Raw genomic sequence first — 23,833 nt, 5'->3', positions numbered from 1 at the left:
ACGCCCAGTCTGGCAGGCGGGTACGACAATGCGTCGGGCGCGGCCCGGGTCGGGCGCCGGGAGCCGCGGCGGCGCAGGCCAGGCGGTCCCGGGCGGCCGGGTGCGGGCCCGCCGGGTGCGGGCCCGCCTTCCGGTGCGAGGGCCCGGACCCGGGGTCAGGGCGACGTGGCCGTCACGGGGTCGGTGGGCCCGGTGGGGCCGGTCGACTCGTCGGGTGCGGTCGTTCGGTGGGGCGCCGGATGGTGCCGGGTGGCGCGGCGTGCGGAGCGGACCGGCATCTCGGTCAGGCCCGGGTGGTAGATGTGCAGGCTGACGGCGGGTTCCAGGGAGTCGTTGACGACACCGTGCACGTAGCCGGGGGCGAAGACGCGCTGGGCGCCGGCGGTGAGGGTGTGGGCGCCGCGCCGGGTGTGCTCGGTGAGCGCGCCCTCCAGGACGGTCAGCACACCGCAGGACGGGCCGTGGTCGTGCGTTCCGCTGCCCTGGCCGGGCACCCAGGTCAGCAGCCACATCTCGTATCCGGGTCCGGTGCGCAGCCGGTGGTACCAGCGGGTGGTGGTGTCGTAGCGCACCAGGTGGCGCCATTGCGCGGGGTCGGCGGCGACCTCGCGGGCGAGGCCGGCGAACTCGGCCACGGTGGAGGGGTGCTCGGGGGCGGGCCCAAGGAGGTGCAGGACCTCCAGGAGGTCGCCGGCGATCTGCAGATCGCTGTCGCTGTTCATGACGGCGGAAGGTCCTTGGAGAGTGCGGGGGTGTCGCGGACGACCGCCGGGGTTCGGCGGTCGGGTCGGCCGGAGCGTCAGAGGCTCAACAGCAACGACAGCGACAGCTCACGCGCGCGAGGGCAGCACTGGAGGACCCGGTGGGCCGGGTCGCGGTGAGCGCCGAGTTCGCGAGCATGCCCACAAGGACATCGACTCACACCTCCGTTGTCAATCGGATGTCGGGTTTGGGAGGGATGTTTCACCCCATCCGGTTGCCCAACTGGACGAAAGGTTTGTGCAGCAGGGAGGGTGGAGCGGGGCCCGCACGGCACGGGCCGCGGCTGAGGCCCGGCGCTCCGTCCGCCGTCCCCCCCGGTCTCCTGGACCTGCCGAAGCCGTCGGGGATCCGGCGAACCTCGACGATCCGGCCCCGTGGCTGAACTGGATCGGTGTGTCCTACGTCTTTCCCTGTGAAGGGCCACGGCGGCCGCGGCGGGTCCGCGGAGGCCGCGCGGCACTCTGCGGAGCCCGGCGGGACCCCCCGGGACCGGTGCGATGACCGGCTTCCGGGGCGTGCCTTCGGCCTGCGTCGGGTTTATGCGGATTTGAACACTTTCGGCAAGGGGTTGGTTCCGCAGAGTGAATACGGGGCTCAATAGCAGATCTCGGCTTGACTGCCCCGGAGTGTCGCACTTGTAATTTCACTCGTGTCGTTCGGCCGGAATCGGTACGGGCGCACCACGGGGTCGCAAAGACAGACGAGGGGCACATATGACCGAGCTGTTTGAGGAACTGCTGGTCGAGGCCGATGAGGAACTCGGCTGGCAGGAGCGCGCGCTCTGCGCTCAGACCGACCCTGAGTCCTTCTTCCCCGAGAAGGGCGGCTCCACTCGCGAAGCAAAGAAAGTCTGCCTTGCGTGTGAAGTCCGCTCCGAATGCCTCGAATACGCACTTGCGAACGATGAACGGTTCGGTATCTGGGGCGGCTTGTCCGAGCGTGAGCGCCGCCGTCTGAAGAAGGCCGCCGTCTGACGTCCCTTCGGAGCAGCGCACCACTCGCGCCGGGACCGCGGCCCTGAGCGGCCGGCCCGAGCACCGGCGCACACCGCTTGCGCACTCCGGCGCCTTCCAGGGGCCCTCGACTTGCCGCGCGGCTCCTTCCGGGATGCGGCACGCACCCGCGCGCCCCTCGGACGGGTACGGAGCGGAACGGGTACGGAACGGGAGCCTAGGGAACGGGAACCGGGGGGACACGGGCTCCGAGCGGGCCCCGAGGCCCGCTGCGCGCCGTCCGCCTCGGACACGGAACCGCGGAACCGCCCCCGCCCAACGGACACGGAACCACGGATTCGTCCCCGCCCGACGGGTGCGGAAGCGCCTCCCACCGCGCGGCCTCGCGGCAGGCGACGCCGCCCGGGTCGGGCGCGCCACCGCCCCCGGGTTCCGGCGGCCCGCCCCGCCCGAGTCCCGGGCGCATCGCGTCCGAGTCCCGGCACCGTCCCGTGCGGCGCGGTGTGGCGGCGCCCGGCCGGCGCGGCCGGAGGCCCCTCGGTGGCGGGTTGTCCACAGGCGGCGGTTGGCCGTGCGGGCCAGCCGTTAGTGTGGGCCTTCGTCCGAGACGCACCGCGACCCGAGTCGGCACCCGGTGCGTCCACCGCAGTCCAGCGAACCGGGGCCCGTACCTCGATGTCCGTGCACAGTCATTCGGCCACGCAGTATGCAGCCGCCGCCACAGGGTTCGGCGGGGCGGGGCAGGCGCTGTCCGACCCGGCCCACCAGGCGTTCTCCGACCCGGCCACGCCACCGGAGTTCCCGCGGCATGTCGTCACCGCCGTGCTCGTCTCGCACGACGGCGCCCGCTGGCTCCCCGACGCCCTCGCCGGCCTGCTCGGCCAGGACCGCCCGGTGCAGAGCGTGGTGGCCGCCGACACCGGCAGCGCCGACGACTCCGCACGCCTGATCGCCGAGGCCATCGGCCCCGACCGCGTGCTGCACCTCGCGCGGCGCACCGGATTCGGCGCCGCCGTCGAAGAGGCCGCCCGCACCGCAGGCGCCCTCACCCCGGACGATCTGCCCTACCTCAAGCGCCCCAGCGGCTGGGACCCGGTCACCCGGAGCTGGCGTGACGAGGCGTACGACATGCCCGACCTGCCCTACGGCGAGCCCGAGCAGTGGCTCTGGCTGCTGCACGACGACTGCGCCCCGGAGGCCGGCGCCCTCGCCGAACTGCTGCGCGTGGTGGAGCAGGAGCACGAGGCCGGCAAGGACGTCGCCGTCGTCGGACCCAAGCTCCGCGGCTGGTACGACCGCCGCCAGCTCCTCGAAGTCGGCGTCTCCATCGCCAACAGCGGCCGCCGCTGGACCGGACTCGACCGCCGCGAGCAGGACCAGGGCCAGCACGACCAGGTGCGGCCCGTGCTCGCGGTCTCCACCGCCGGCATGCTGGTCCGCCGCGACGTCTTCGACGCGCTCGGCGGCTTCGACCGCCGACTCCCGCTGATGCGCGACGACGTCGACCTGTGCTGGCGCGCCCAGACCGCCGGCCACCGCGTCCTGATCGCTCCGGACGCCGTCGTGCGCCATGCCGAGGCGGCCTCCCGCGAGCGCCGCACCGTCGACTGCGTCGGCCGCACCTCGGCCTCACCGCACAAGGTCGACAAGGCGGGCGCGGCCTACACCCTCCTGGTCAACACCCGCTCCGCCGTGCTGCCCTGGGTGCTGCTGCGGCTGGTGCTCGGCACCTTGCTGCGCACCCTCGCCTACCTCGTCGGCAAGGTCCCGGGCCAGGCGCTCGACGAGATCACCGGCCTGCTCGCGACACTGCTGCGGCCCGAGCGGATCCTCGCCGCCCGGCGCGGTCGAGGGGCGCCCGCCGTCGAGAAGGACGAACTGCGTCCGCTGTTCCCACCGCCCGGCGCCACCGTACGGCTCACCATCGAGCAGGCCGCGGCCAACCTGGTGGGCCGCTCCGACCCGGAGGTCGCGGCCGGAGCCGGACGGCACGGCGGCGCCGTCGAGTCAGGACCCGGCGGCGACGACGCCGACTTCCTGGAGATCGAGCAGTTCGCCCGCCTCAAGCGGATCGCCCGCAAGCCCGGTCCGATGCTCTTCGTGGTGCTGCTCCTCATCTCCCTCGTCGCCTGCCGCGCCCTGCTCGGCAGCGGTGCCCTCTCCGGCGGTGCCCTGCTGCCCGCCCCGGCCGACGTCTTCGAGCTGTGGGGCCGTTACGCGGACGGCTGGCACCCGGTCGGGACCGGCGGTACCGAGTCCGCGCCGCCCTACCTGGCCGTCGTCGCGCTCCTCGCGACCCTGCTGTTCGGCTCCACGGGCCTCGCGGTCACCGTGCTGCTGGTCTGCTCGGTGCCGCTGGCCGGCTTCACCGCCTACTTCGCCTCGCGGCCGCTGGTGGAGTCCCGGCTGCTGCGCGCCTGGGCCAGCGTCGCCTACGCCTTCCTGCCCGCCGCCACCGGCGCGCTCGCGGGCGGCCGGCTCGGCACCGCGGTGCTCGCCATCCTGCTGCCGCTCATCGCGCGCGCGGGCGTCGCGGCCGGCGGACTGGCCGCAGGCACCGCACCGGGCACCCGCGGCAGTTGGCGTGCCACCTGGGCCTACGCCCTGCTGCTCACGGTGACCACCGCCTTCACGCCCATCGTCTGGCCCCTCGCACTGGTGCTCGGCCTCGGCGTGCTCGTCGTGCGCCGCGACGACCTCGCGGCGCACGGGCTGCGCTTCCTGGCCGCACTCGGCACGCCCCTGCTGATCCTGGCCCCCTGGTCGCTCTCGCTGCTGCCCTTCGGCTTCTTCAGCGAGGCGGGCCTGCCGTACGGGAAGGGCGCGGCGTCCGCGCTCGACCTGCTGGGCGCCTCGCCCGGCGGCCCCGGCACCCTCGCCGGACTGCTGCTGATCGGGATCCCGCTCGCCGCCCTCGCCGCCCTGCTCCGCGGCGAGCGGCAGGCGGCCGTGTTCACCGCCTGGGCCGTCGCCCTCGCCGCTCTGCTCTTCGCGGTGCTCTCCAACTCCTCCACCTGGGCCGGCCCCGCCACCCTGGTGTACGGCATCGCGCTCCTGGCGGCGGCGACGGTCGGAGCCGACGGGGCACGCGCACGCGTGGCGGAGCTGAGCTTCGGCTGGCGGCAGCCGGTCGCCGCGCTCATCGCCCTGGCCGCGGCGGTGGGACCGCTGGTGGCCGCCTTCTCCTGGATGGCCGGCGGCGCCGACGGCCCCGTGGAGCGGCGCGACCCGGTGCAGGTGCCCGCGTTCGTCGCGGAGGAGAGCGGCACCCAGGACCAGGCGCGCACCCTCGTGCTCGACGGTGACTCCGCCGCCAGGGTCTCGTACAGCCTCGTGCGCGGCTCGGGCGCCCGGCTCGGCGACGCCGAGCTGGCCGGCGCGCTCGGCGACAACTCCCGGCTGGACAAGGTGGTCGCCAACCTCGTCGCGGGCTCGGGAGCCGACCAGGCCGCGCAGCTCGGCGGCTTCGCCGTGCGCTATGTACTGGTGCAGGACGGCGCGCCCCGGCAGATGAGCCGCGTCCTGGACTCCACCCCGGGCCTGACCAGGCTCAGCCAGCAGGACGGCACCGCACTGTGGCGCCTCGACCGGCAGGTGGCACGCGCGGTCGTGGTACCGCCGCCCGGTGCCGGTGCCGGTGCCGGTGCCGCCGAGCCCGTGCCGGTCGCCGCCGGGCCGGTCGAACTGCACACCACCATCCCGTCCGGTGCCCAAGGACGCCTGCTGCGCCTGGCCGACACCGCGGACCCGAGCTGGACGGCCACGCTGGACGGCCGTCCGCTGGCCAGGACGACGGTCGACGGCTGGGCCCAGGGCTTCCGGCTGCCCGCCGCCGGCGGTCGTCTGGACGTCACCTTCGACACCCCGATCGGCCACACCGTCTGGCTCTGGGCGCAGGCCGCCCTCGCCGTGGTGCTGGTCGTCCTCGCCCTGCCGGGCCGGCGCCGCGACGTCGACGACGACATGCCCGAGGAGCCCGTGGTGCCCGCCCAGCCCGTCGAGGGCGAGGGCCGCCGCGCGCGCAGGCTGCGGGCCCAGGCGGAGTCCATGGAGACCGCCGGGGCCGCGGGTGATGCTCCGGCCGCCGGGCAGGACGGGCCGCGCGCACCGGAGGCGGCGGCCGTGGCCGCGGCGGTGCCCGCAGCCCGGTCGGACCGGCCTGATTTCGCGGACCCGGCGCAGCGGTCCGGCTTCGGCGGCCAGGCGGACTTCGGCGGCCCGGCCGCGCAGGGGGACGACACGGGCCCTGGCCTCCCCGGTGCCGCGGCCCCCGGTGAGGCCGGCTCGACTACCGACGACGACACCATGGCACCGGGCCGTCCGGAGCAGCCGGCCGGCGCCGTGCCGCAGGAGCCGGCAGGGCCGGAGCCCACCGGCGCGCTGCCGCCCCAGGCGCCCCCCGGCCAGGTCCCGCAGCAGGGCGGGTACGGCGAGTGGGACGGCCGGGGCGAGTCCTACCAAGCCAGCGGGTACGGCGCGTACGGCGACGAGCAGTACGCCCAGGGCCCGTACGCGTCGGGGTCGTACGCCTCCGGCGGCGCCTACCAGGAGGGCGAGTTCGGGGACGGGGCGGCGTACCAGGGCGGCCAGTACGCCACGGACGCGTACGGCCGTGCGTACCAGCCGGGTGAGTACGCCCCGGCGGGCTCCGGCGACTACCCGTCGGGCGAGTACCCCGTCGACGGCTACCAGGACGGCCGCTTCGAGCAGGCCGGCCAGTACGGGCAGGGCGGCCAGTACGACCCGTACGGGTACGGGAGCGGGTACGACCAGCAGGGCCAGGAGGATCCCCGGGCCCAGCCCGGCTACGACCCCTCCTACGGCCAGGGCTACGAGAACGGCTACGGCCAGGTGCCGCCACCGCCCCCCAGGCCGCCGCACGGTACCGACAGCGACCGCCCCGACGGGAGCCAGCAGTGAACCGCACCACCCTGTCCCTGATCGCCGGGACCACCGCGCTCGTGGCCGTCACAGGTCTGGCGGCCCTCACCGCACCGGACGGCTCGGCCGACGACGCCGGCGGCTCTGCGCAGCGGCGACCCGTGGAGCGCAGCAGCCTGCTCTGCCCCTCGCCCGGCCCCTCGGACCTCGCCGAGACCACGTACACCTCGTTCACTCCGGGTTCCACGGGCGGTACCGCCAAGGGATCGGCCGAACTGCTGCCCGCAGCGGACCCGTCGGAGTCGGGCGGCGGGGCCGACGACAGCTCCGGCGGCAAGGACGCCGGCAAGGACGGGAGCGGCGACAAGACCGCCGACGGCAAGGGCAAGGGCAGGAGCAGGGAAAAGAGCACGGACGGGGACAAGGGCGGCGCGGCCGCCGGCAAGCCGGTGCTCTCGGGTACGCAACCCGGCAAGCCGTCCTCCGCCGACGCCTCGGGCGCCGACCGCCCTGCGCTGCTCGGCTCCGCCGACGGCGCCATGGCCCCCGGCTGGACCGTCCAGCAGACCACGCAGGTCGCCGCGGGTGACGGCCGCGGCCTCTATGGAGTGGCCTGTTCGGCGCCGGACACGGACTTCTGGTTCCCGGGCGCGAGCACGGCGGACGACCGTACCGACTACGTCCACCTCACCAACCCGGACGACTCCGCGGCCGTCGCCGACATCGAGCTGTACGGCAAGGGCGGCGCCATCAAGTCGGACGTCGGAGAGGGCATCCAGGTCGGGCCGCACCAGAGCGTCCGTGTGCTGCTTTCGACACTCACCGATCGGCCGGAGACCAACCTCACCGTCCACGTGGGCGTGCGCAGCGGCCGGGTCGCGGCGGCCATGCGGGTCGCCGATGCCGAGGCCGGCGGCGACTGGCTGCCCGCGGCCGGTTCGCCCGAGCGCAGCCTGGTCATGCCGGGCATCCCCAAGGACGCCACAGCCGTGCGACTGGTCGCCTTCGCGCCCGGGGACGACGACGCCGACCTGAACGTGAAGCTGTCCTCGCCGACCGGTTCGATCACTCCGGCCGGACACGAGACGCTGCACGTCAAGTCAGGGATGACCGCCGCCGTCGACCTGGGGCCGGTCACCCGGGGCGAGGCCGGCTCGCTCCTGCTCACCCCTTCGGACGCGGAAGGGCGCCCGGTGCCGGTGGTGGCGGCGCTGCGGGTGGTGCGCGGCCAGGGCGCGCACCAGGAGTCGGCGTTCATCCCCGCCACCGCCCCGGTCGGCGAGCGGGCGACGGCCGCGGGCAACCACGCGAAGGGCACCACCCTCTCGCTCACCGCCCCGGACGGCCCCGTCCAGGTGCGCATCACCTCGTCCGCGGGCACCGGCGGCGGCTCTGCCGTCTCCCGGACGTACTCCGTCAAGGCACGTACCACCCTCGCTGTCCAGCCTCCCGTCCCCCAGGGCCTGAAGGGCACCTACGCCGTCACGGTCGAACCCGTCTCGGGCGGGCCCCTCTACGCCGCCCGCACCCTGGAACTCCCCGAGGACGGCATCCCCATGTTCACCGTCCAGCCCCTGGCCGACGACCACGGCATGGTCCAGGTGCCCAAGGCGGAACAGGACCTGTCGATCCTGCAGAAGTAGCCCCAGGGCGGCGGCCGCTGGCCGCCGCCCTGGCCGCGGCACGCACCGGGCCGTGCCGCAGCGCTCGTTGCGGGGACGGGCCCGCAGGGGACGGCGGACGAGCCCCGTACGCGACCACGAGCCCGCGGGCCGCCCACCACGAGTCGTCGGGCGCGCCGCGACGAGCCCGCGGGGTCGCGATCGGACGCCCATCGGCCGGGATCAGATGGCGCCCATCGGCCGGGCTCGGAAGCCTGTCGGCCGGGATTCGGAAGCCGCAGGGGCGCGAGCCCATCGGGCGGGGGCGAGCAGGACTACTCCTCGCCGTACCCGGGATCCACCGTCTCGGGAGTCAGCCCCAGCAACTCCGCCACCTGCTCCACCACCACCTCGTGGACCAGCACGGCGCGTTCGTCCCGGCTCTTGGTCCTGATCTCCACCGGCCGCCGGTAGATCACGACCCGGGCGGGCCGTCCCCGGCCCGCCGACACCGTGCCGCCCAGCGGAACCGCGTCATCGCTCCATCCCCCGCCGTCCGGAGCGCTCCCCGGCTGGGGCACCTCGAGCACCAGGAAGTCGATCTCGGCGAGCTGCGGCCAGCGCCGCTCCAGTCGCTCCACGGAGTCCTGCACGAGGTCGGCGAAGACCTCGGCACGGCTCGCCGAGAGCGGTACCTGCGGTGGTGCCACGGGCCCGCGCATGCCCCGTCCATGGCGGTCGCGGCGGCGCGGTCCCGGGCCCGTCGTGGGAGGCGGTACTGGGTTCTCCATCACTGATGAAGCCTAGTCCTCGCACACCCGCCCGCGCGCGCGAGACCGAGGGCCCGGGCCCGTGCTGCCGGGTGCGCCCGGCAGCGCCGGGGACGGCGGCGCGCACCGGCGTCCACCGCCGTCCGCCCTCCGTTTCGCCAGTGCACGTACCGCATCGTTTCGCGACCATTCGGGCTTGGCTTGAGCACGATTACATTTCTGTCCCGGACCGCGGTGCTCATGGCAATTGACGGGTTTTATGGCGGGTGATGACCGGATCGTGCGGCACGGCCCCTCGTACCGCGTACTGTCCGTGCAGGTCAGTGCGGGATCGTCCGAAATGCGCCGCGACGAGATCCCGCCACGACACGGTGGGGTGACCTCCGGGAGAGTCGTCGCGGCCCGCTCAAGAGTGCGGTACCGTCCAACGTCGTGAGCCCTGTACGTCGCTGTTCGCGCACCGCCTGCGGCCGGCCTGCCGTTGCGACGCTGACGTACGTCTACGCCGACTCCACCGCAGTTCTCGGCCCGCTCGCCACCTATGCCGAGCCGCACTGCTACGACCTGTGCGCCGAGCACTCCGAGCGGTTGACCGCCCCCCGCGGCTGGGAGGTCGTCCGGCTCGCCGACGCCTCGGGCCCGCCCCGCCCCAGTGGCGACGACCTCGAAGCGCTCGCGAACGCGGTACGGGAAGCGGCCCGGCCGCAGGAGCGTGCCGCCGGGGCGGGTGGCGGCGGACGCCAGGCGGACCCCATGGAGGTCGCGCGCCGCGGCCACCTGCGCGTCCTGCGCTCCCCGGACAACTGAGCCGAAACCTGCCTGCACCCGCCCCGTCCGCACCGGCCCCGCCGGCGCCTGCCGCGCCAGTGCCCGCCGAGCCCGTCGCGACGCCCTGACCTCCCGGACGCCGACCCGGCCCCGGGCGCCGGTCCCCCTCCTGGAGTGCTGCCCGCAGGCCCGCGCCCACGCGCGCGTGGGACACCCTCGTCGTTCAATTCTGTACAACCCATTGACGCACGCTCCCGTAGACACGAGCATTCCCCCACCCGTGAGAGATCGCTTTCCGCATCATGGAATCCGGGGAGATGAGCTTGTCCGTGTTCACCCAACAGCTTGAGCCCGTCGCCGACTCTCTGGGCCTGTCCGCGCTCGTCGCGTGCCTCCCACTCGTCGTCGTCCTCGTCCTCCTCGGTGTCGTCCGTATGAAGGCGCATGCCGCGGGACTCCTGGGGCTCCTCGCCGCCGCGCTCGTGGCCTGGCTGGCCTACGGGCTCCCGGTCGGCCAGACCGTCTCCAGTGCCGCCGAGGGGGCCGTCTTCGGACTGCTGCCCATCATGTGGATCGTCGTCAACGCCCTGTGGGTGTACCGGATGACCGTCCGCACGCGGCACTTCGACATCCTGCGCCGCTCCTTCGGGCGGCTCTCCGACGATCCGCGCATCCAGGGCCTCGTGATCGCCTTCTGCTTCGGCGCGCTCCTGGAGGCGCTGGCCGGTTTCGGAGCGCCCGTCGCGATCTGCTCGGTGATGCTGGTGGCGCTGGGCTTCGACCCGGTGCGCGCCGCCGTCGTCTCCCTGGTCGCCAACACCGCACCCGTCGCGTTCGGCGCGATGGCCACCCCCGTCGTCACCCTGGCCCAGGTCGGCGGGTTGCCGCTGGACCAGGTCGCCTCCGTGGTCGGCCGGCAGACGCCGCTGCTGGCCCTGGTCGTGCCGCTCGTGCTGGTCGGGCTGGTGGACGGCCGCCGCGGGCTGCGCGAGACCTGGCTGCCCGCCCTGGTGTGCGGGGTGGCCTTCGCCGTGGTGCAGTTCGCCGCGTCCAACTACGTCTCCCCGCAACTCGCCGACATCGGTGCCTCGCTGGCCGGCGCGGGGGCGCTGGTGGCGCTGCCGCGGTCCCGCAGGCCCGCCGCGGAGCCGGTGCGCGCCGCCGTCCTGACCGGCGCGCGCAGCGAGGACATGGACCAGGAGGACCCGCGGCCCGAGGTGCTGCGCGCCTACGCGCCCTACGCGCTCATCGTGGTGATCTTCTCGGTGGCCCAGATACCGCCCGTCAAGGACGTCTTCGACAAGGCGACCCAGGCGATCGACTGGCCCTTCCTGAACGTCGCGGGCCCGGACGGCACACCCGTCAGCGCCAATGTGCTGAGTCTTCCCCTGGTGTCCACGGGCGGCACCCTCGTCCTGGTGGCCGGCCTCTTCACGGCGGTGGTACTGGGGGTCCACGCACGCGTGGCGGTACGGGAGTGGGCGGCGACCGTCCACGAACTGCGGTACGCGATCCTGACCGTGACCTCGGTGCTGGCGCTCGCCTACGTCATGAACCTGTCGGGCCAGGCGGCCACGATCGGCCACTTCGTGGCCGCCGCGGGTGCGGGGCTCGCCTTCCTCTCGCCGGTGCTTGGCTGGTTCGGCGTCGCCGTCTCGGGCTCCGACACGTCCGCGAACGCCCTCTTCGGGGCGTTGCAGGTCAGTGCCGCACAGCAGTCCGGACTCCCGCCGGACCTGCTCGCGGCGGCCAACAGCTCGGGTGGCGTACTGGGGAAGATGATCTCGCCGCAGAACCTCACCATCGCCTGCGCGGCCGTCGGGCTCAGGGGCCGCGAAGGCGATCTGCTGCGCAAGGTGCTCCCGTGGAGCCTGCTCCTGCTGCTGGTCATGTGTCTGATCGTGATGGCCCAGAGCACGGTGGTCCTGGGGTGGATGCTGCCTTGAGGAGCCCCCTGGGGTCCCCGTGCCTCCCGGGAGGCACGAGGACCCCAGGGGCGCCCGGTGGGCCGAGGGGCCAGGGAAGTCCGGGGAGGGGTTGGATGGGTCACGGGTGATACGGGGTATACGTCCGGTAGGGCGGAGAGTGTCCCCGGCCCGCCGGTGCGCACGTCGCCGTACGGTCCGCGCCGGCCGGGGCTCCGTACACGTGACCGTCAGTCCGTGCGGGTAGCGTTGGCCTACCGCAGAGGACTTCAGGAGGGCTCACTGTGACCGCTGACCTGTCGCAGATCGTGAAGGCGTACGACGTCCGCGGAGTGGTCCCCGACCAGTGGGACGAGCCGCTCGCCGAGATGTTCGGCGCCGCCTTCCAGCGGGTGACGGGCGCGGACGCCGTGGTGATCGGGCACGACATGCGTCCCTCGTCGCCCGGCCTGTCGCGGGCCTTCGCGCGCGGTGCGGCAGCCCAGGGCGCCGATGTCACGGAGATAGGGCTCTGCTCCACCGACCAGCTCTACTACGCCTCGGGCGCGCTCGACCTCCCGGGGGCGATGTTCACCGCCTCGCACAACCCCGCCCGCTACAACGGCATCAAGATGTGCCGGGCCGGTGCCGCGCCGGTCGGCCAGGACACCGGCCTCGCCGAGATCCGCGCCCTGGTCGAGGAGTGGCTGGCCTCCTCCGCCCCCGCTCCCGCCGCCACCGCGGGCACCCTCACCCGGCGCGACACCCTCCAGGACTACGCCGACCACCTGCGCTCCCTGGTCGACCTCGCCTCGATCCGCCCGCTGAAGGCCGTCGTCGACGCCGGGAACGGCATGGGCGGCCACACCGTGCCCACGGTCCTGTCCGGCCTCCCCATAGAACTCGTGCCGATGTACTTCGAACTGGACGGCACCTTCCCGAACCACGAGGCCAATCCGCTCGACCCGGCCAACATCGTGGACCTCCAGGAGCGGGTGCGCGCGGAGGGCGCCGACATCGGCATCGCCTTCGACGGCGACGCGGACCGCTGCTTCGTCGTCGACGAGCACGGCGACCCCGTCTCGCCCTCCGCCGTGACCGCCCTCGTCGCCTCCCGCGAGCTCGCGAGGAACGGCGGCACCGGCACCGTCATCCACAACCTGATCACCTCCTGGTCGGTGCCCGAGGTGGTCCGCGAGAACGGCGGCACCCCGGTGCGCACCCGGGTGGGCCACTCGTTCATCAAGCAGGAGATGGCCAGGACCGGGGCGATCTTCGGCGGCGAGCACTCCGCCCACTACTACTTCCGCGACTTCTGGAACGCGGACACCGGCATGCTGGCCGCCCTGCACGTCCTCGCCGCGCTCGGCGGCCAGGAGGGCCCCCTCTCGGCCCTGGTCGCCCAGTACGACCGCTACGCCGCCTCCGGCGAGATCAATTCCACCGTCGACGACCAAGCCGGCCGGCTCGCCGCGCTCAAGGCGGCGTTCGAGGGCCGCGAGGACGTCACCCTGGACGAGCTCGACGGCCTCACGGTCACGGCCCCGGACTGGTGGTTCAACGTCCGCGCCTCCAACACGGAGCCCCTCCTGCGGCTGAACGCGGAGGCCCGCGACGAGACCACCATGAGCAAGATCAGGGACGAGGTGCTCGCCCTCGTCCGGGGGTGACCGCGGCGCCCGCCCGTCCCGCGTCCGGCACCGCGGCGGTGCCTCGGCGGCACCGCGACGGTGCCTCGGCCCACGGGGCGCTCCGGGCCCGGGCACGACATCGGCCGCCCGAGCCGCACGCCGCCCAAGCCGTATGCCGCGTATGCCCGCGCCCCGCGCCGCACGCCCCGCGCACGTACCGCACCGCCCACGCCCTGCCGTCCCTGGCGGCGCCCGTGCCCCAGGGCGGCACCCCGGGCCCGCTCCCGAGGCGCCCGAGCATCCGCGCGGCGCCGTGCAGGCCGCTGCGCACCGCCCCGAGCACCCCGCGGAAGCCCGGTGCCACCGCGCTACCCTGACCGGGAAACACGCTCCAGAAAAGGACCCCGCATGCCCCTCGAATCCGGCCTCCTGGACATCCTCGCCTGCCCGGCCTGCCACGCCCCGCTCACGGAGGAGGGGACCGGCGGCCAGGACGGTGAGCTGCTGTGCACCGGCAAGGACTGCGGCCTCGCCTATCCCGTCCGGGACGGCATCCCCGTACTCCTCGTCGACGAGGCCCGTCGCCCCGCGTAACCCCGGAGGCACCCCAGCCATGCTGGACGAATCGCTGCTCGACGCACCCGACGACCTGGCCAGGGCCGACCGCCGGGGCCTGTTGCGCGGTGCCGCCGAGGCCGGTGCCCGCGTCCGCACCGCCCTGCGGCACGCCACCGAGTCCGGTGTCGCCGGGCTGAAGCCCGACGGCCGCCCCCGGGCCCTGCTCATCGCAGGTCCCGGCACCGCCGCGGTCGGAGTCGCGGACCTGCTCGGCACGCTGGTCGGCGCGGGCTGCCCGGTCACCCGGCTGAGCCCCACCGGTGTGGCCCCCGCGGCGGGCGCGCTGCGCTGGGCGCTGCCCGGCTGGGCCGGCCCGGTCGACCTGCTGCTGATCACCACCCCGGACGGCACCGAGCCCGGTCTCGCGCTCCTCGTCGAGCAGGCCTACCGCCGCGGCTGCACGGTCGTCTCCGTCTCGCCCTCCGGCACACCCCTCACCGAGGCGGTCGGCGGCGCGCACGGCCTCGCCGTACCGATGGCCACCGCTCCGTACGAGCAGGACGAACCGGACGCCGCATCCGCGCCGGGCGCTCTGTGGGCGCTGCTCACACCGCTGCTCATGCTGTTCGACCGCACCGGCCTGCTCACCGCGTCCGCGTCGACCCTGCAGAAGGTCGCCGACCGGCTCGACCACGTCGCCGAGCGGTGCGGCCCGGCCATCGCCACCTACAGCAACCCGGCCAAGACGCTCGCCGCCGAGCTGGCCGACGCGCTCCCGCTGATCTGGACGGAGGGCCCGTCCGCCGGGCCCGCGGGCCGCAGGTTCGCCGCCGCGCTCGCGGAGCTCGCCGGCCGCCCCGCGCTCGCCGCCGAACTGCCCGAGGCCATGCCCGCCCACGGCGCCCTGCTGGTCGGCGCCCTGGCCGCCGGTGCCGACCCCGACGACTTCTTCCGCGACCGCGTGGAGGAGGCCCAGGTACTGCACGCGCGCGTGGTGCTGCTCCGGGACCGTCCCACCGACAACCTCAGCGCCGCCCAGGCCGCCCGTGACCTGGCCCTCAGCCATGACACCGCGATCAGCGAGCTCGAACCGGAGGACGGCGAGGAGTTGGAGACCCTGGCAGAGCTGATCGCCATCACCGACTTCGCCGCCGTCTACCTCGGCCTGGCCACCCAGGCGCACTGAACCGCCCTGCCCCACCCGGCCGGCCCCGCCCCGCGCAGTGCGGTCGCCGTCGCCTGTCGCTTGTCGTCGGCGGTCCGCCGCTCGCCGGCCGCTGCTCTGCCCGGGCCGGGGTTCGCTCGCCGTCGACCCGGCCGGCTCCATCCGGAAGCACTGGGCCAGAATCTCTACGGAACCGACGTAACCGACGTAACCGCAACAAGCCCACAGGACCCGCAGGACCCACCGGGTCCAGCAGGCCCAGCAGGCCCAACAGGCCCAACAGGCCCAACAGGCCGAACCGACCCCGACGGAACCCGAAAGAGCCCCGGAAGAAGCCATGGACCGCCTTGCCAACCCGATCCGGCCCTACGCCTGGGGCTCGGCCACCGCCATCCCGCACCTCCTCGGCGTCGAGCCGACGGGTGAACCGCAGGCAGAGATGTGGATGGGCGCCCACCCCGGCGCCCCCTCACGCACTCCACGCGGCACCCTGGACGAGGTGATCGCCGCCGACCCCGAGCGGGCACTCGGGCCGCGGGCCACGGCCAGGTTCGGCCCCCGACTGCCCTTCCTCCTCAAGCTGCTGGCCGCCGGCGCGCCGCTCTCCCTCCAGGTGCACCCCGACCGTGCCCAGGCGGAGCGGGGCTACGCCGACGAGGAGCGCCGCGGCGTCCCCCTCGACGCCCCGCACCGCAACTACAAGGACCCCAACCACAAGCCCGAACTGATCTGCGCGCTCACACTCTTCGACGGCCTCTGCGGCTTCCGCGCGCCCGACGCGGCCGCCGAACTCCTGGCCCGCCTTGAGGTCGACTCCCTCAAGCCCTACGTCGACCTGCTGGGCGCGCACCCTCAAGAGGCCGCCCTGCGGGAGGTGCTCACCGCGCTGCTGACGGCCGATCCGGAGCAGATGGCCGTCACCGTCGCCGAGGCCGCCGCGGCCTGCGCCAGGCTCACCGAGCAGGCCCGCGGCACGGGTGCCACGTGGGGCGCGGAGTACGCCGCGTACGCCTCCATCGCACACCACTACCCCGGCGACCCCGGTGTCATCGCCGCCATGCTCCTCAACCACGTCCGGCTGCAGCCGGGGGAGGCCCTGTACCTGGGCGCCGGCGTACCGCACGCCTACCTCCAGGGCTTCGGCGTGGAGATCATGGCCAACTCCGACAACGTGTTGCGCTGCGGCCTCACCCCCAAGCACGTCGACGTCCCCGAACTGCTGCGGATCGTCCGCTTCGAGGCCGGCGGCCCCGGAGTGCTCCGCCCGGCGGCCGGCCCGGACGGCGAGCAGGTCTACGAGACTCCGATCGACGAGTTCAGGCTCTCCCGGTACGTCCTGGCCGAGGGCGGGCCGGTCCGCCGGCTCACCGCCCCCACTCCGCAGATCCTGCTCTGCACGGAAGGCGCCGTCCATGCGGGCGGCCTGCGCCTGGGCCCGGGCGAGTCGGTGTTCGTACCGGCGGATGAACCGGTCGAAGCGACCGGAGAGGGAACTCTCTTCCGAGCCACCGTGGTCGCCTGAGGGAGCACCGCATGCGGCGCCGCCGACGCGGGCTGCAACAATGACCCACCGCAAAGGACGGGCAAAGCCGGACCGGGCGGCAGCGGCGACTGCGATGCGTGACGGCACAGCGGTGCCGCGACCGCATCGGCGTCACTGCGGTGCGCTGCACGCGATGGTGCGCTGCACGCGATGAGGCGGTGAACGCGCGGCCAAACGCGACAACCACGCGACAACGACGCGACAAAGGGGATGCGGGGAGACATGAGCGCTTCAGGAGGCACCAAGGCGATCGTGGCGGCGCTCGGCGCCAATCTGGCGATCGCCGCTTCGAAGTTCGTGGCGTTCGTCTTCAGCGGCTCCTCGTCGATGCTCGCCGAGGCCGTGCACTCACTGGCCGACTCCGGCAACCAGATCCTGTTGCTGCTCGGCGGCAGGAAGTCCAAGCGCGCCGCCACCCCGCAGCACCCCTTCGGCTACGGCCGCGAGCGCTTCATCTACGCCTTCCTCGTCTCGATCGTCCTCTTCTCGATCGGCGGCATGTTCGCGCTCTACGAGGGCTACGAGAAGGTGAAGCACCCGCACGACCTGGACTCCTGGTACTGGCCGGTCGGCGTCCTGATCTTCGCGATCATCGCCGAGGGGTTCTCGTTCCGCACGGCGATCAAGGAGGCGAGCGAGCTGCGCGGCACCTTCTCCTGGGCGCAGTTCATCCGCCGGGCGAAGGCTCCGGAGCTGCCCGTCGTCCTGCTGGAGGACTTCGGCGCCCTGATCGGCCTGCTGCTCGCGCTCGGCGGCGTCGGCCTCGCGCTGCTCACCGGCAGCGGCGTCTGGGACGGCGTCGGCACCCTGTGCATCGGGGTGCTGCTCATCTCGATCGCCCTGGTGCTCGCCGTCGAGACGAAGTCGCTGCTGCTCGGCGAGGCCGCGGGCGCGGAAGAGGTGGGCAGGATCGAGCGGGCCCTGGTCGACGGCGACACGGTCACCCGCATCATCCACATGCGCACCCTCCACCTCGGCCCCGAGGAACTCCTGGTCGCAGCCAAGATCGCCGTCCGGCACGACGACACCGCCGCGGAGGTGGCCGCCGCGATCAACGCCGCGGAGGAGCGCATCCGCAGCAGCGTTCCGATCGCCCGCGTGATCTACCTGGAGCCGGACATCTACAGTGCCGAGGAGGCCGCCGCGGGTCCCGACCCCGCGGCCACCCCGGGCGGCCCCGGACCGGCGAACGACCACTCGGACCACTGACCTCGGACGCCGGCTCCCCGGCTTCGGGCCTGCCGGGCCTCGGGCCCCGGCCTCGTTCCCGGCTCCGGCCCCGGCCTCGTTCCCGGCCCCGTTAGTTCCCGGCCCGGGCCGCTGAGGCCGGGGCCCTCATCCTCCTGACACCGGTCCCGCTGACACCGGTCCCGGAATCATCCGTCGTGACACCGGTCTCGGCCGGGTCCTGGGCGTCGGAGTCCTCGGCCCCGCCGCCGTCCCTGCCGCCGGGTCGGCGGCGGGTCGGCGGCGCCCGGCCGCTCGGGCATGCCGAGAGAGGACCCTCCAAGGGCACTTTTCGGCCACCGTTTTCAACTGCCGACCGCCCTGGGCACCTCTCCCCCCATGGCAGGCGGCCCCCCGCTGCCCTTGGCCTGCTGCGACAGGTGCTCCCGGGCGGGCGTCCGCAGGACGCCGCCTTCGTCTCCAAGCGGCCGGAGTGCAGCGCTTTCGCCGTGAGCAGCGCATCCACCTGCCGCGGGATCGTGGCGCTACGGCCGTGCCGTGCGAAGTGATGGCCGCCCGCTGCACGGGTAGGGCCCCAGGATGTGCGAACCGCCGACGGCAGCGGGGAACCGGGCGTACAACATTGGCCAAACCACGCAGATGCCAACGGGAAGTGCCGGAGCGGACTGGGGCCCCGGGCCGGATCGGTGTAAATTCGTGACCGAGCCAGACGTCGCTGCTGATGGCGGTCGGGCGGCCCCAGGAGGCCGACCGAGGGAGAGAGGGCCTCCGACGAACTGCGCCGCGCGCACCCGGGCATTCGTATGCCCGTTTGCCCGTTTCGCGCAGAACAGCCGTACCCACCTCGACTCATCACGAGGAGCAGCCCGTATGTCGACTGTCGCCAACCGACAGGACCAGGACTTCAAGGTCGCCGACCTTTCACTGGCCGAGTTCGGCCGTAAGGAGATCGCCCTCGCCGAGCACGAGATGCCCGGCCTGATGGCGATCCGCGAGGAGTACGCAGCGCAGCAGCCCCTGGCGGGCGCCCGGATCACCGGCTCGCTGCACATGACCGTGCAGACCGCCGTGCTCATCGAGACGCTGGTCGCCCTGGGCGCCCGGGTCCGCTGGGCCTCCTGCAACATCTTCTCCACCCAGGACCACGCCGCCGCCGCGGTCGCGGTCGGCCCGAACGGCACCCCGGACAACCCCCAGGGCGTCCCCGTCTTCGCCTGGAAGGGTGAGACCCTGGAGGAGTACTGGTGGTGCACCGAGCAGGCGCTGACCTGGCCTGACGCCACCACCGGCGGCCCCAACATGATCCTCGACGACGGCGGCGACGCCACCCTCCTCGTGCACAAGGGCGTGGAGTACGAGAAGGCCGGCGAGGTGCCCTCCGTCGACACCGCCGAGAGCGAGGAGCACGCCGTCATCCTCGGGCTCCTCACCCGCACCCTCGCCGAGAACCCGCAGAAGTGGACGAACCTGTCCGCCGAGATCCGCGGGGTCACCGAGGAGACCACCACGGGCGTCCACCGCCTGTACGAGATGCACCGCGACGGCACCCTCCTCTTCCCGGCGATCAACGTCAACGACGCCGTCACCAAGTCCAAGTTCGACAACAAGTACGGCTGCCGCCACTCCCTCATCGACGGCATCAACCGCGCCACCGACGTCCTGATCGGCGGCAAGACCGCGGTGGTGTGCGGCTACGGTGACGTGGGCAAGGGTTGCGCGGAGTCCCTGCGCGCCCAGGGCGCCCGCGTGGTCGTGACCGAGATCGACCCGATCTGCGCCCTCCAGGCCGCGATGGACGGTTACCAGGTGGCGAGGCTCGAAGATGTCGTCGAGCAGGGCGACATCTTCGTCACCACGACCGGCAACCGCGACATCATCCTGGCCGCCGACATGGCCAGGATGAAGCACCAGGCGATCGTGGGAAACATCGGCCACTTCGACAACGAGATCGACATGGCGGGCCTCGCGAAGGTCCCGGGCATCGTCAAGGACGAGGTCAAGCCGCAGGTCCACACCTGGACCTTCCCGGACGGCAAGAAGATCATCGTGCTGTCCGAGGGCCGCCTGCTCAACCTGGGCAACGCGACCGGCCACCCCTCCTTCGTGATGTCGAACTCCTTCACGAACCAGACGCTGGCGCAGATCGAGCTGTACACCAAGCCGGACCAGTACCCGACCGATGTGTACGTCCTGCCCAAGCACCTGGATGAGAAGGTCGCCCGCCTCCACCTGGACGCGCTGGGCGTCAGGCTCACCGAGCTCCGTCCCGAGCAGGCCGCCTACATCGGCGTCGAGGTGGCGGGTCCCTACAAGCCGGACCACTACCGCTACTGATTCGACTCCGGCCCCGGCTCCGACTCCGCCGCTGATGTCACCTGCCGCTGCCGGCGGCACACCGGCCCGGCTCTGCCGCCGGTGTGCGGCGGGGTGGGGCCCCGCCGCCCCGGTGCGGCGGCGGCCTGGTCGGTGAACCGGATGTGAGCAGGCCCCCGGACCCCCGTGCCGGGGGCCTGCTCCGTTCCGGAGGTACGGTTCGTGGAGTACGGGCCCGGCCGTCCGTGCCCATGCGCCGGAAGATTCAGGACCTCCCATGCCCCGCGGCCGTTATTCGCTCCATGATCCGCACGATCACACCCCCCTTGGCGAAGAACACTTCCAGTGCGCCCCCGGCCCCTCCGGCTGGCGCTACGTCTCTCAACTGACGACTCCCGCCGGCGACCACGCGGGCTCCGTCGACCTGGCCGTGGACGAGCTCGGCCGCCCGATCCGCCTAGAACTCCATGCGTCGAGCTGGCAGGTGCGCGGGGCCGCACTCGACGGTGTCACCTGGGTCCGCACCGACCCCACCGGCACCCATGCCACCGAGGGCAACGCCCCTGCCCACGCCTTCACCGGCACCTCCCCCGCATTCCTCGTCTCGACCGCACGGCTGCTGCGCCTCACCCCCGATTCCCCCGCGACCCGGGTACGCCTCGTCACCTTCACCCACCCCGTCCTGGCGCCCCGCACCGTCGACCAGTCCTGGGCCTTGGTGAAGAGAGAAGCACACGCCACTGACAACGGCCCTCTGACCGTGGACGAATACCAGGTCAGCGCCCTGGACACGGGTGAGCGGCGCACCGTCCACCTCACCGGCGACGTGGTGCTCGCCGCTCCCGGCGTCGAACTCGACGACCTCGAATCGCCACCGTCGGCGTTCGACCGACTCGGGTAGGACCGGGACCCGATTCGGGTCGGGCTCGGGGCGGGCCCGTGTCGGGTTCGGGACCGGACGCGGGGCCGGACGCGGGGCCGGGCCCGGGCCGGTGCACGTAGGGGCGGGGCCGGCGTGGGCCCGCTCTGCGACGAGCGCGGACGTGGCCGCCGGATCACGCAGGCGGTACGAATCCCGTGCCGGGCCTGCCGGACGCCTCCGGCCCTGCCTCTGCCCCTGTCCCTGTGCTCGTCTCCGTTTCCGTCTTCGGAGCGGGGAAGGGGGCCGGAGCGGAGCTCGGGGCCGCAGCCGGGGCGGGGACCGGGTCCGCGTAGTTCGGGGCCCGAGGGGGCGCGGGGGCACCAGTGGGTGCGAGAGGTACGGCGGGAGCCGGAGCCGGCCACCACGCGGCGCCCCCCGAACCCCATGCGCCCCCTGGATGCCCCGACTCCCCTGGACCCCCTGAAGGCCCTCCGCTCCAGTGACCCGGCACGTCACTCCCGCCGAAGGCCCGTCGGACATCCCGTGTCTGCCGTTCGTGCACCACGGCCGCCAGATAGGCGGCGGGCGGCACGTCAGAGGGCGCAGGAGCCCCCGTGCGCCCCGCCAGATCGGCCGCCAGCCGCTCCGCCATCGACCAGCTCACCTGCGGGTCCAGTTGCCCCATACGGGTCAGGTACTGCCGGACCGCCAGCCAGAGCCCGTCCGGCACGGCAGACATGTCCAGCCCCGAGAAGCGCCCCGCCAGCCACGGCGGCGGAGGGGGAACGAACCCGCCGGGCGCCCCGGGCACCCGTTCCCGCACGACCAGCGTCCCCGCGAACACGTCACCGAGCCGCCGGCCGCGCGCCGACACCAGCGAGGCGACGCACGCGATCACGCCGGTCGACAGCAGGATCTCCACGACCCCCATCGCACCCCGGACCAGCGCATGCCGGAACCGGATCGGCCCCCCGTCGTCCCGCACCACCCGCAGTCCGCACGCCAGCTTCCCGAGCGACCGGCCATGGGAGAGTGTCTCGACCGCGATCGGCGCACCCACCAGCAGCAACAGGAACGACGCAACCGCGATGGCCGCCTCGGCGGCATCGTCCAGGGACGACGTCGAGGCCAGTACGGCCACCATCGACGTGACGTAGACCGCCAGCGCGACGGCCAGATCCACCAGCTCGGCCAGCGCCCGGCTCGGCAGCCTCGCCGGCCGCAGCTCCAGCGCCACCGCCTCACCCGTCACAAGCTCGCTCACGCCCGCCGTCCTCTCTCCGCCCGCACCCGAACCCGCCCATGGGCCCACTTGCGCGGTGGCCCGACCCGCACCCGGGAGCGGCCAGTCTGCCAAGCTGACGTCTGTCGCGCCGCACCAGGAGACGCGGTACGCGTCGTGGCCGGGGCCGGCGGCGCCGGACCGGGGTCGGTGCGGCCCCCCGGCCCGGGCCGGGGGCGGCGGGGAACGAGGAGCTACGAGGAGCTACGAGGAGAGGCCGCATGGATCTCGATGTGTTCGTGTCCGCGCACCACGCGCAATGGGACCGCCTCGACGCCCTGGTACGCCGCCGGCGCCGGCTGACCGGTGCCGAGGCCGACGAACTCGTCGCCCTCTACCAGCGCACCGCCACGCACCTCTCACTGATCCAGTCCAGTGCCCCCGATCCCCGGCTCACCGGCCGCCTCACCCAGTTGCTGGCACGCGCGCGCAGTGCGGTGACCGGCACCCGGCGGGCCTCCTGGAGCGACGTGGCGCACTTCGTCACGCACGGCTTCCCGGCCGCGGTCTACCGCAGCAGGCACTGGTGGGTGCCGACCGCTCTGGTCTCCACGGCGACAGCCGCCCTTCTGGGATGGTGGATCGGCACCCACCCCGAGGTGCAGGCCACCATCGCGGCCCCCGCGGAGCTGCGGAACCTGACCCGGCCGGGCGGCGAGTACGAGACGTACTACTCCAGCCACCCCGCGGCTTCGTTCGCGGCCCAGGTCTGGACGAACAACGCGGAGGCCGCGGGCCTCTGCCTGGTCCTGGGGGCCCTCCTCGGCGTACCTGTCCTGTGGGTGCTGTTCCAGAACATGCTGAACCTGGGCGTGGGCATCGGCCTGATGTCCTCAGCGGGACGCCTGGACACCTTCCTCGGCCTCGTCGTGCCCCACGGACTCCTGGAGCTCACCGCGGTCTTCGTCGCGGCGGGTACCGGACTGCGACTGGGGTGGACCGTGATCGATCCAGGCCCGCGGCCGCGCAGGACCGCTCTCGCGGAGGAAGGCAGGGCCGCCATGGGGATGGCCATCGGCCTGGCCCTGGTCCTGTTCGTCTCGGGCGCCATCGAGGGCTTCGTGACACCGTCGGGACTGCCGACATGGGCACGCGTGGCAGCCGGAGTCGCCGCGGAGGCGGCGTTCCTTGTGTACGTCTTCGTCGTCGGCGGCAGGGCGGCACGGGCCGGCGAGACCGGTGACCTGGCCCCCGAGGAACGCAGCGCGGACCTCCCACTGGCGGCCTGATGTGCATCGGCACCGCGTGAGCTGCTAGTGTCCACTTCACTTCGCCGAGATCTCTTGACAGGGACTAGGTGGGGAGCTAGGTTAGAGCAGTTGCCTTGAATCAGGTTGGTTCGATCAGACCGGTTCGGGGTATCAGCTATGATCTGCGAACTCCTCTGTGGTCCTGGATTCCGGAGGAGTCCTCCGACTCGATTGGAATATGACGCCGGTTAGTCCGGCCGAAACCATCTGATAAAGTCGGGACACGCGAAAAGGAAGCCGAGAGGCAGCCAGAGCGTAGGCCCTCCAACGGCCACCGGAGAAGAATTCCGACCGGAAACGGCAGGAAATCGAGTCTGGTAAGGTTGGAAACACCGAAGGGAAACGCCCGGAGGAAAGCCGCGGAGGGTCGCGGTGAGTACGAAGGAAGTGTCCGTTCCTTGA

At 73.3% G+C, this 23,833-nt stretch carries 16 protein-coding genes; 13 read left to right on the top strand and 3 right to left on the bottom strand.

The window, feature by feature from the left end; translation table 11 throughout:
* Positions 1–155: 155 nt before the first annotated feature.
* Positions 156–722, bottom strand: a complete 567-nt coding sequence (locus IE313_RS16255; protein WP_189932745.1) for a cysteine dioxygenase — start codon at positions 720–722, stop codon at positions 156–158.
* A 753-nt stretch (positions 723–1,475) separates the two neighbouring features.
* Between IE313_RS16255 and IE313_RS16250 the strand changes: the two genes are divergently transcribed.
* The 3 genes from IE313_RS16250 (at position 1,476) to IE313_RS16240 (ending at position 8,239) form a co-directional block, all read left to right on the top strand.
* Positions 1,476–1,736 (top strand): WhiB family transcriptional regulator, encoded by a 261-nt coding sequence (locus IE313_RS16250; protein WP_189932743.1) that lies wholly within the window; start codon positions 1,476–1,478, stop codon positions 1,734–1,736.
* A 654-nt stretch (positions 1,737–2,390) separates the two neighbouring features.
* Positions 2,391–6,635 carry a glycosyltransferase gene (locus IE313_RS16245; protein WP_189932740.1) on the top strand — a complete coding sequence of 1,415 codons (4,245 nt, stop codon included), beginning with the start codon at positions 2,391–2,393 and terminating at the stop codon, positions 6,633–6,635.
* Entirely contained in the window at positions 6,632–8,239 is a 1,608-nt protein-coding gene (locus tag IE313_RS16240) for a DUF5719 family protein (RefSeq protein WP_189932738.1), read from the top strand. The genes IE313_RS16245 and IE313_RS16240 overlap by 4 nt, the downstream gene beginning before the upstream one ends.
* A gap of 293 nt (positions 8,240–8,532) precedes the next feature.
* Here the strand turns inward: IE313_RS16240 and IE313_RS16235 are convergent, their stop codons facing one another.
* Complete coding sequence (locus tag IE313_RS16235; RefSeq protein ID WP_189933099.1) at positions 8,533–8,988, bottom strand: metallopeptidase family protein; 456 nt, start codon at positions 8,986–8,988, stop codon at positions 8,533–8,535.
* A gap of 309 nt (positions 8,989–9,297) precedes the next feature.
* Between IE313_RS16235 and IE313_RS16230 the strand changes: the two genes are divergently transcribed.
* The 9 genes from IE313_RS16230 to IE313_RS16190 all read left to right on the top strand — a co-directional run bounded on the left by IE313_RS16230 (position 9,298) and on the right by IE313_RS16190 (position 20,938).
* The gene (locus IE313_RS16230; RefSeq protein ID WP_189933097.1) at positions 9,298–9,774 is read left to right on the top strand and encodes a DUF3499 domain-containing protein; all 477 of its coding nucleotides are present in this window, start codon (positions 9,298–9,300) and stop codon (positions 9,772–9,774) included.
* Between the two features lie 290 nt (positions 9,775–10,064).
* A complete protein-coding gene (locus IE313_RS16225; protein WP_189933096.1) occupies positions 10,065–11,681 on the top strand; it encodes an L-lactate permease in 1,617 nt (538 codons plus the stop codon).
* A 263-nt stretch (positions 11,682–11,944) separates the two neighbouring features.
* Entirely contained in the window at positions 11,945–13,309 is a 1,365-nt protein-coding gene (locus IE313_RS16220; protein ID WP_189932736.1) for a phosphomannomutase/phosphoglucomutase, read from the top strand.
* A gap of 369 nt (positions 13,310–13,678) precedes the next feature.
* The gene (locus IE313_RS16215; protein WP_189932734.1) at positions 13,679–13,864 is read left to right on the top strand and encodes a Trm112 family protein; all 186 of its coding nucleotides are present in this window, start codon (positions 13,679–13,681) and stop codon (positions 13,862–13,864) included.
* Positions 13,865–13,883: 19 nt separating this feature from the next.
* A complete protein-coding gene (locus IE313_RS16210; protein WP_189932731.1) occupies positions 13,884–15,014 on the top strand; it encodes an SIS domain-containing protein in 1,131 nt (376 codons plus the stop codon).
* A gap of 316 nt (positions 15,015–15,330) precedes the next feature.
* Positions 15,331–16,515: a mannose-6-phosphate isomerase, class I gene (manA, locus tag IE313_RS16205; protein ID WP_189932729.1), complete on the top strand. Its 1,185-nt coding sequence runs from the start codon at positions 15,331–15,333 to the stop codon at positions 16,513–16,515.
* A 243-nt stretch (positions 16,516–16,758) separates the two neighbouring features.
* A complete protein-coding gene (locus IE313_RS16200; protein ID WP_189932727.1) occupies positions 16,759–17,745 on the top strand; it encodes a cation diffusion facilitator family transporter in 987 nt (328 codons plus the stop codon).
* A gap of 849 nt (positions 17,746–18,594) precedes the next feature.
* The gene (gene ahcY / locus IE313_RS16195) at positions 18,595–20,058 is read left to right on the top strand and encodes an adenosylhomocysteinase (protein WP_189932725.1); all 1,464 of its coding nucleotides are present in this window, start codon (positions 18,595–18,597) and stop codon (positions 20,056–20,058) included.
* Between the two features lie 256 nt (positions 20,059–20,314).
* Complete coding sequence (locus IE313_RS16190; RefSeq protein WP_189932723.1) at positions 20,315–20,938, top strand: hypothetical protein; 624 nt, start codon at positions 20,315–20,317, stop codon at positions 20,936–20,938.
* A 154-nt stretch (positions 20,939–21,092) separates the two neighbouring features.
* Here the strand turns inward: IE313_RS16190 and IE313_RS16185 are convergent, their stop codons facing one another.
* Positions 21,093–22,163, bottom strand: a complete 1,071-nt coding sequence (locus tag IE313_RS16185) for an RDD family protein (protein WP_189932721.1) — start codon at positions 22,161–22,163, stop codon at positions 21,093–21,095.
* A gap of 239 nt (positions 22,164–22,402) precedes the next feature.
* On the opposite strand from IE313_RS16185, the gene IE313_RS16180 reads away from it, so the two are divergent.
* Complete coding sequence (locus IE313_RS16180; RefSeq protein WP_189932719.1) at positions 22,403–23,410, top strand: stage II sporulation protein M; 1,008 nt, start codon at positions 22,403–22,405, stop codon at positions 23,408–23,410.
* Positions 23,411–23,833: the final 423 nt, after the last annotated feature.

It is taken from the genome of Streptomyces sulfonofaciens (assembly GCF_014656295.1).
GTDB lineage: Bacteria > Actinomycetota > Actinomycetes > Streptomycetales > Streptomycetaceae > Streptomyces > Streptomyces sulfonofaciens.
The sequence above is the reverse complement of the archived record's forward strand: the minus strand, read 5'-3'. Positions and strand labels throughout refer to the sequence as shown.

Bases quoted from the DNA above. Each gene is read 5' to 3' on its own strand.
- ahcY (WP_189932725.1), top strand. From the start codon at position 18,595: ATGTCGACTGTCGCCAACCGACAGGACCAGGACTTCAAGGTCGCCGAC.
- IE313_RS16255 (WP_189932745.1), bottom strand. From the start codon at position 722: ATGAACAGCGACAGCGATCTGCAGATCGCCGGCGACCTCCTGGAGGTC.
- IE313_RS16200 (WP_189932727.1), top strand. From the start codon at position 16,759: ATGAGCGCTTCAGGAGGCACCAAGGCGATCGTGGCGGCGCTCGGCGCC.
- IE313_RS16180 (WP_189932719.1), top strand. From the start codon at position 22,403: ATGGATCTCGATGTGTTCGTGTCCGCGCACCACGCGCAATGGGACCGC.
- IE313_RS16250 (WP_189932743.1), top strand. From the start codon at position 1,476: ATGACCGAGCTGTTTGAGGAACTGCTGGTCGAGGCCGATGAGGAACTC.
- IE313_RS16210 (WP_189932731.1), top strand. From the start codon at position 13,884: ATGCTGGACGAATCGCTGCTCGACGCACCCGACGACCTGGCCAGGGCC.
- IE313_RS16235 (WP_189933099.1), bottom strand. From the start codon at position 8,988: ATGGAGAACCCAGTACCGCCTCCCACGACGGGCCCGGGACCGCGCCGC.
- IE313_RS16245 (WP_189932740.1), top strand. From the start codon at position 2,391: ATGTCCGTGCACAGTCATTCGGCCACGCAGTATGCAGCCGCCGCCACA.
- IE313_RS16190 (WP_189932723.1), top strand. From the start codon at position 20,315: ATGCCCCGCGGCCGTTATTCGCTCCATGATCCGCACGATCACACCCCC.
- manA (WP_189932729.1), top strand. From the start codon at position 15,331: ATGGACCGCCTTGCCAACCCGATCCGGCCCTACGCCTGGGGCTCGGCC.
- IE313_RS16215 (WP_189932734.1), top strand. From the start codon at position 13,679: ATGCCCCTCGAATCCGGCCTCCTGGACATCCTCGCCTGCCCGGCCTGC.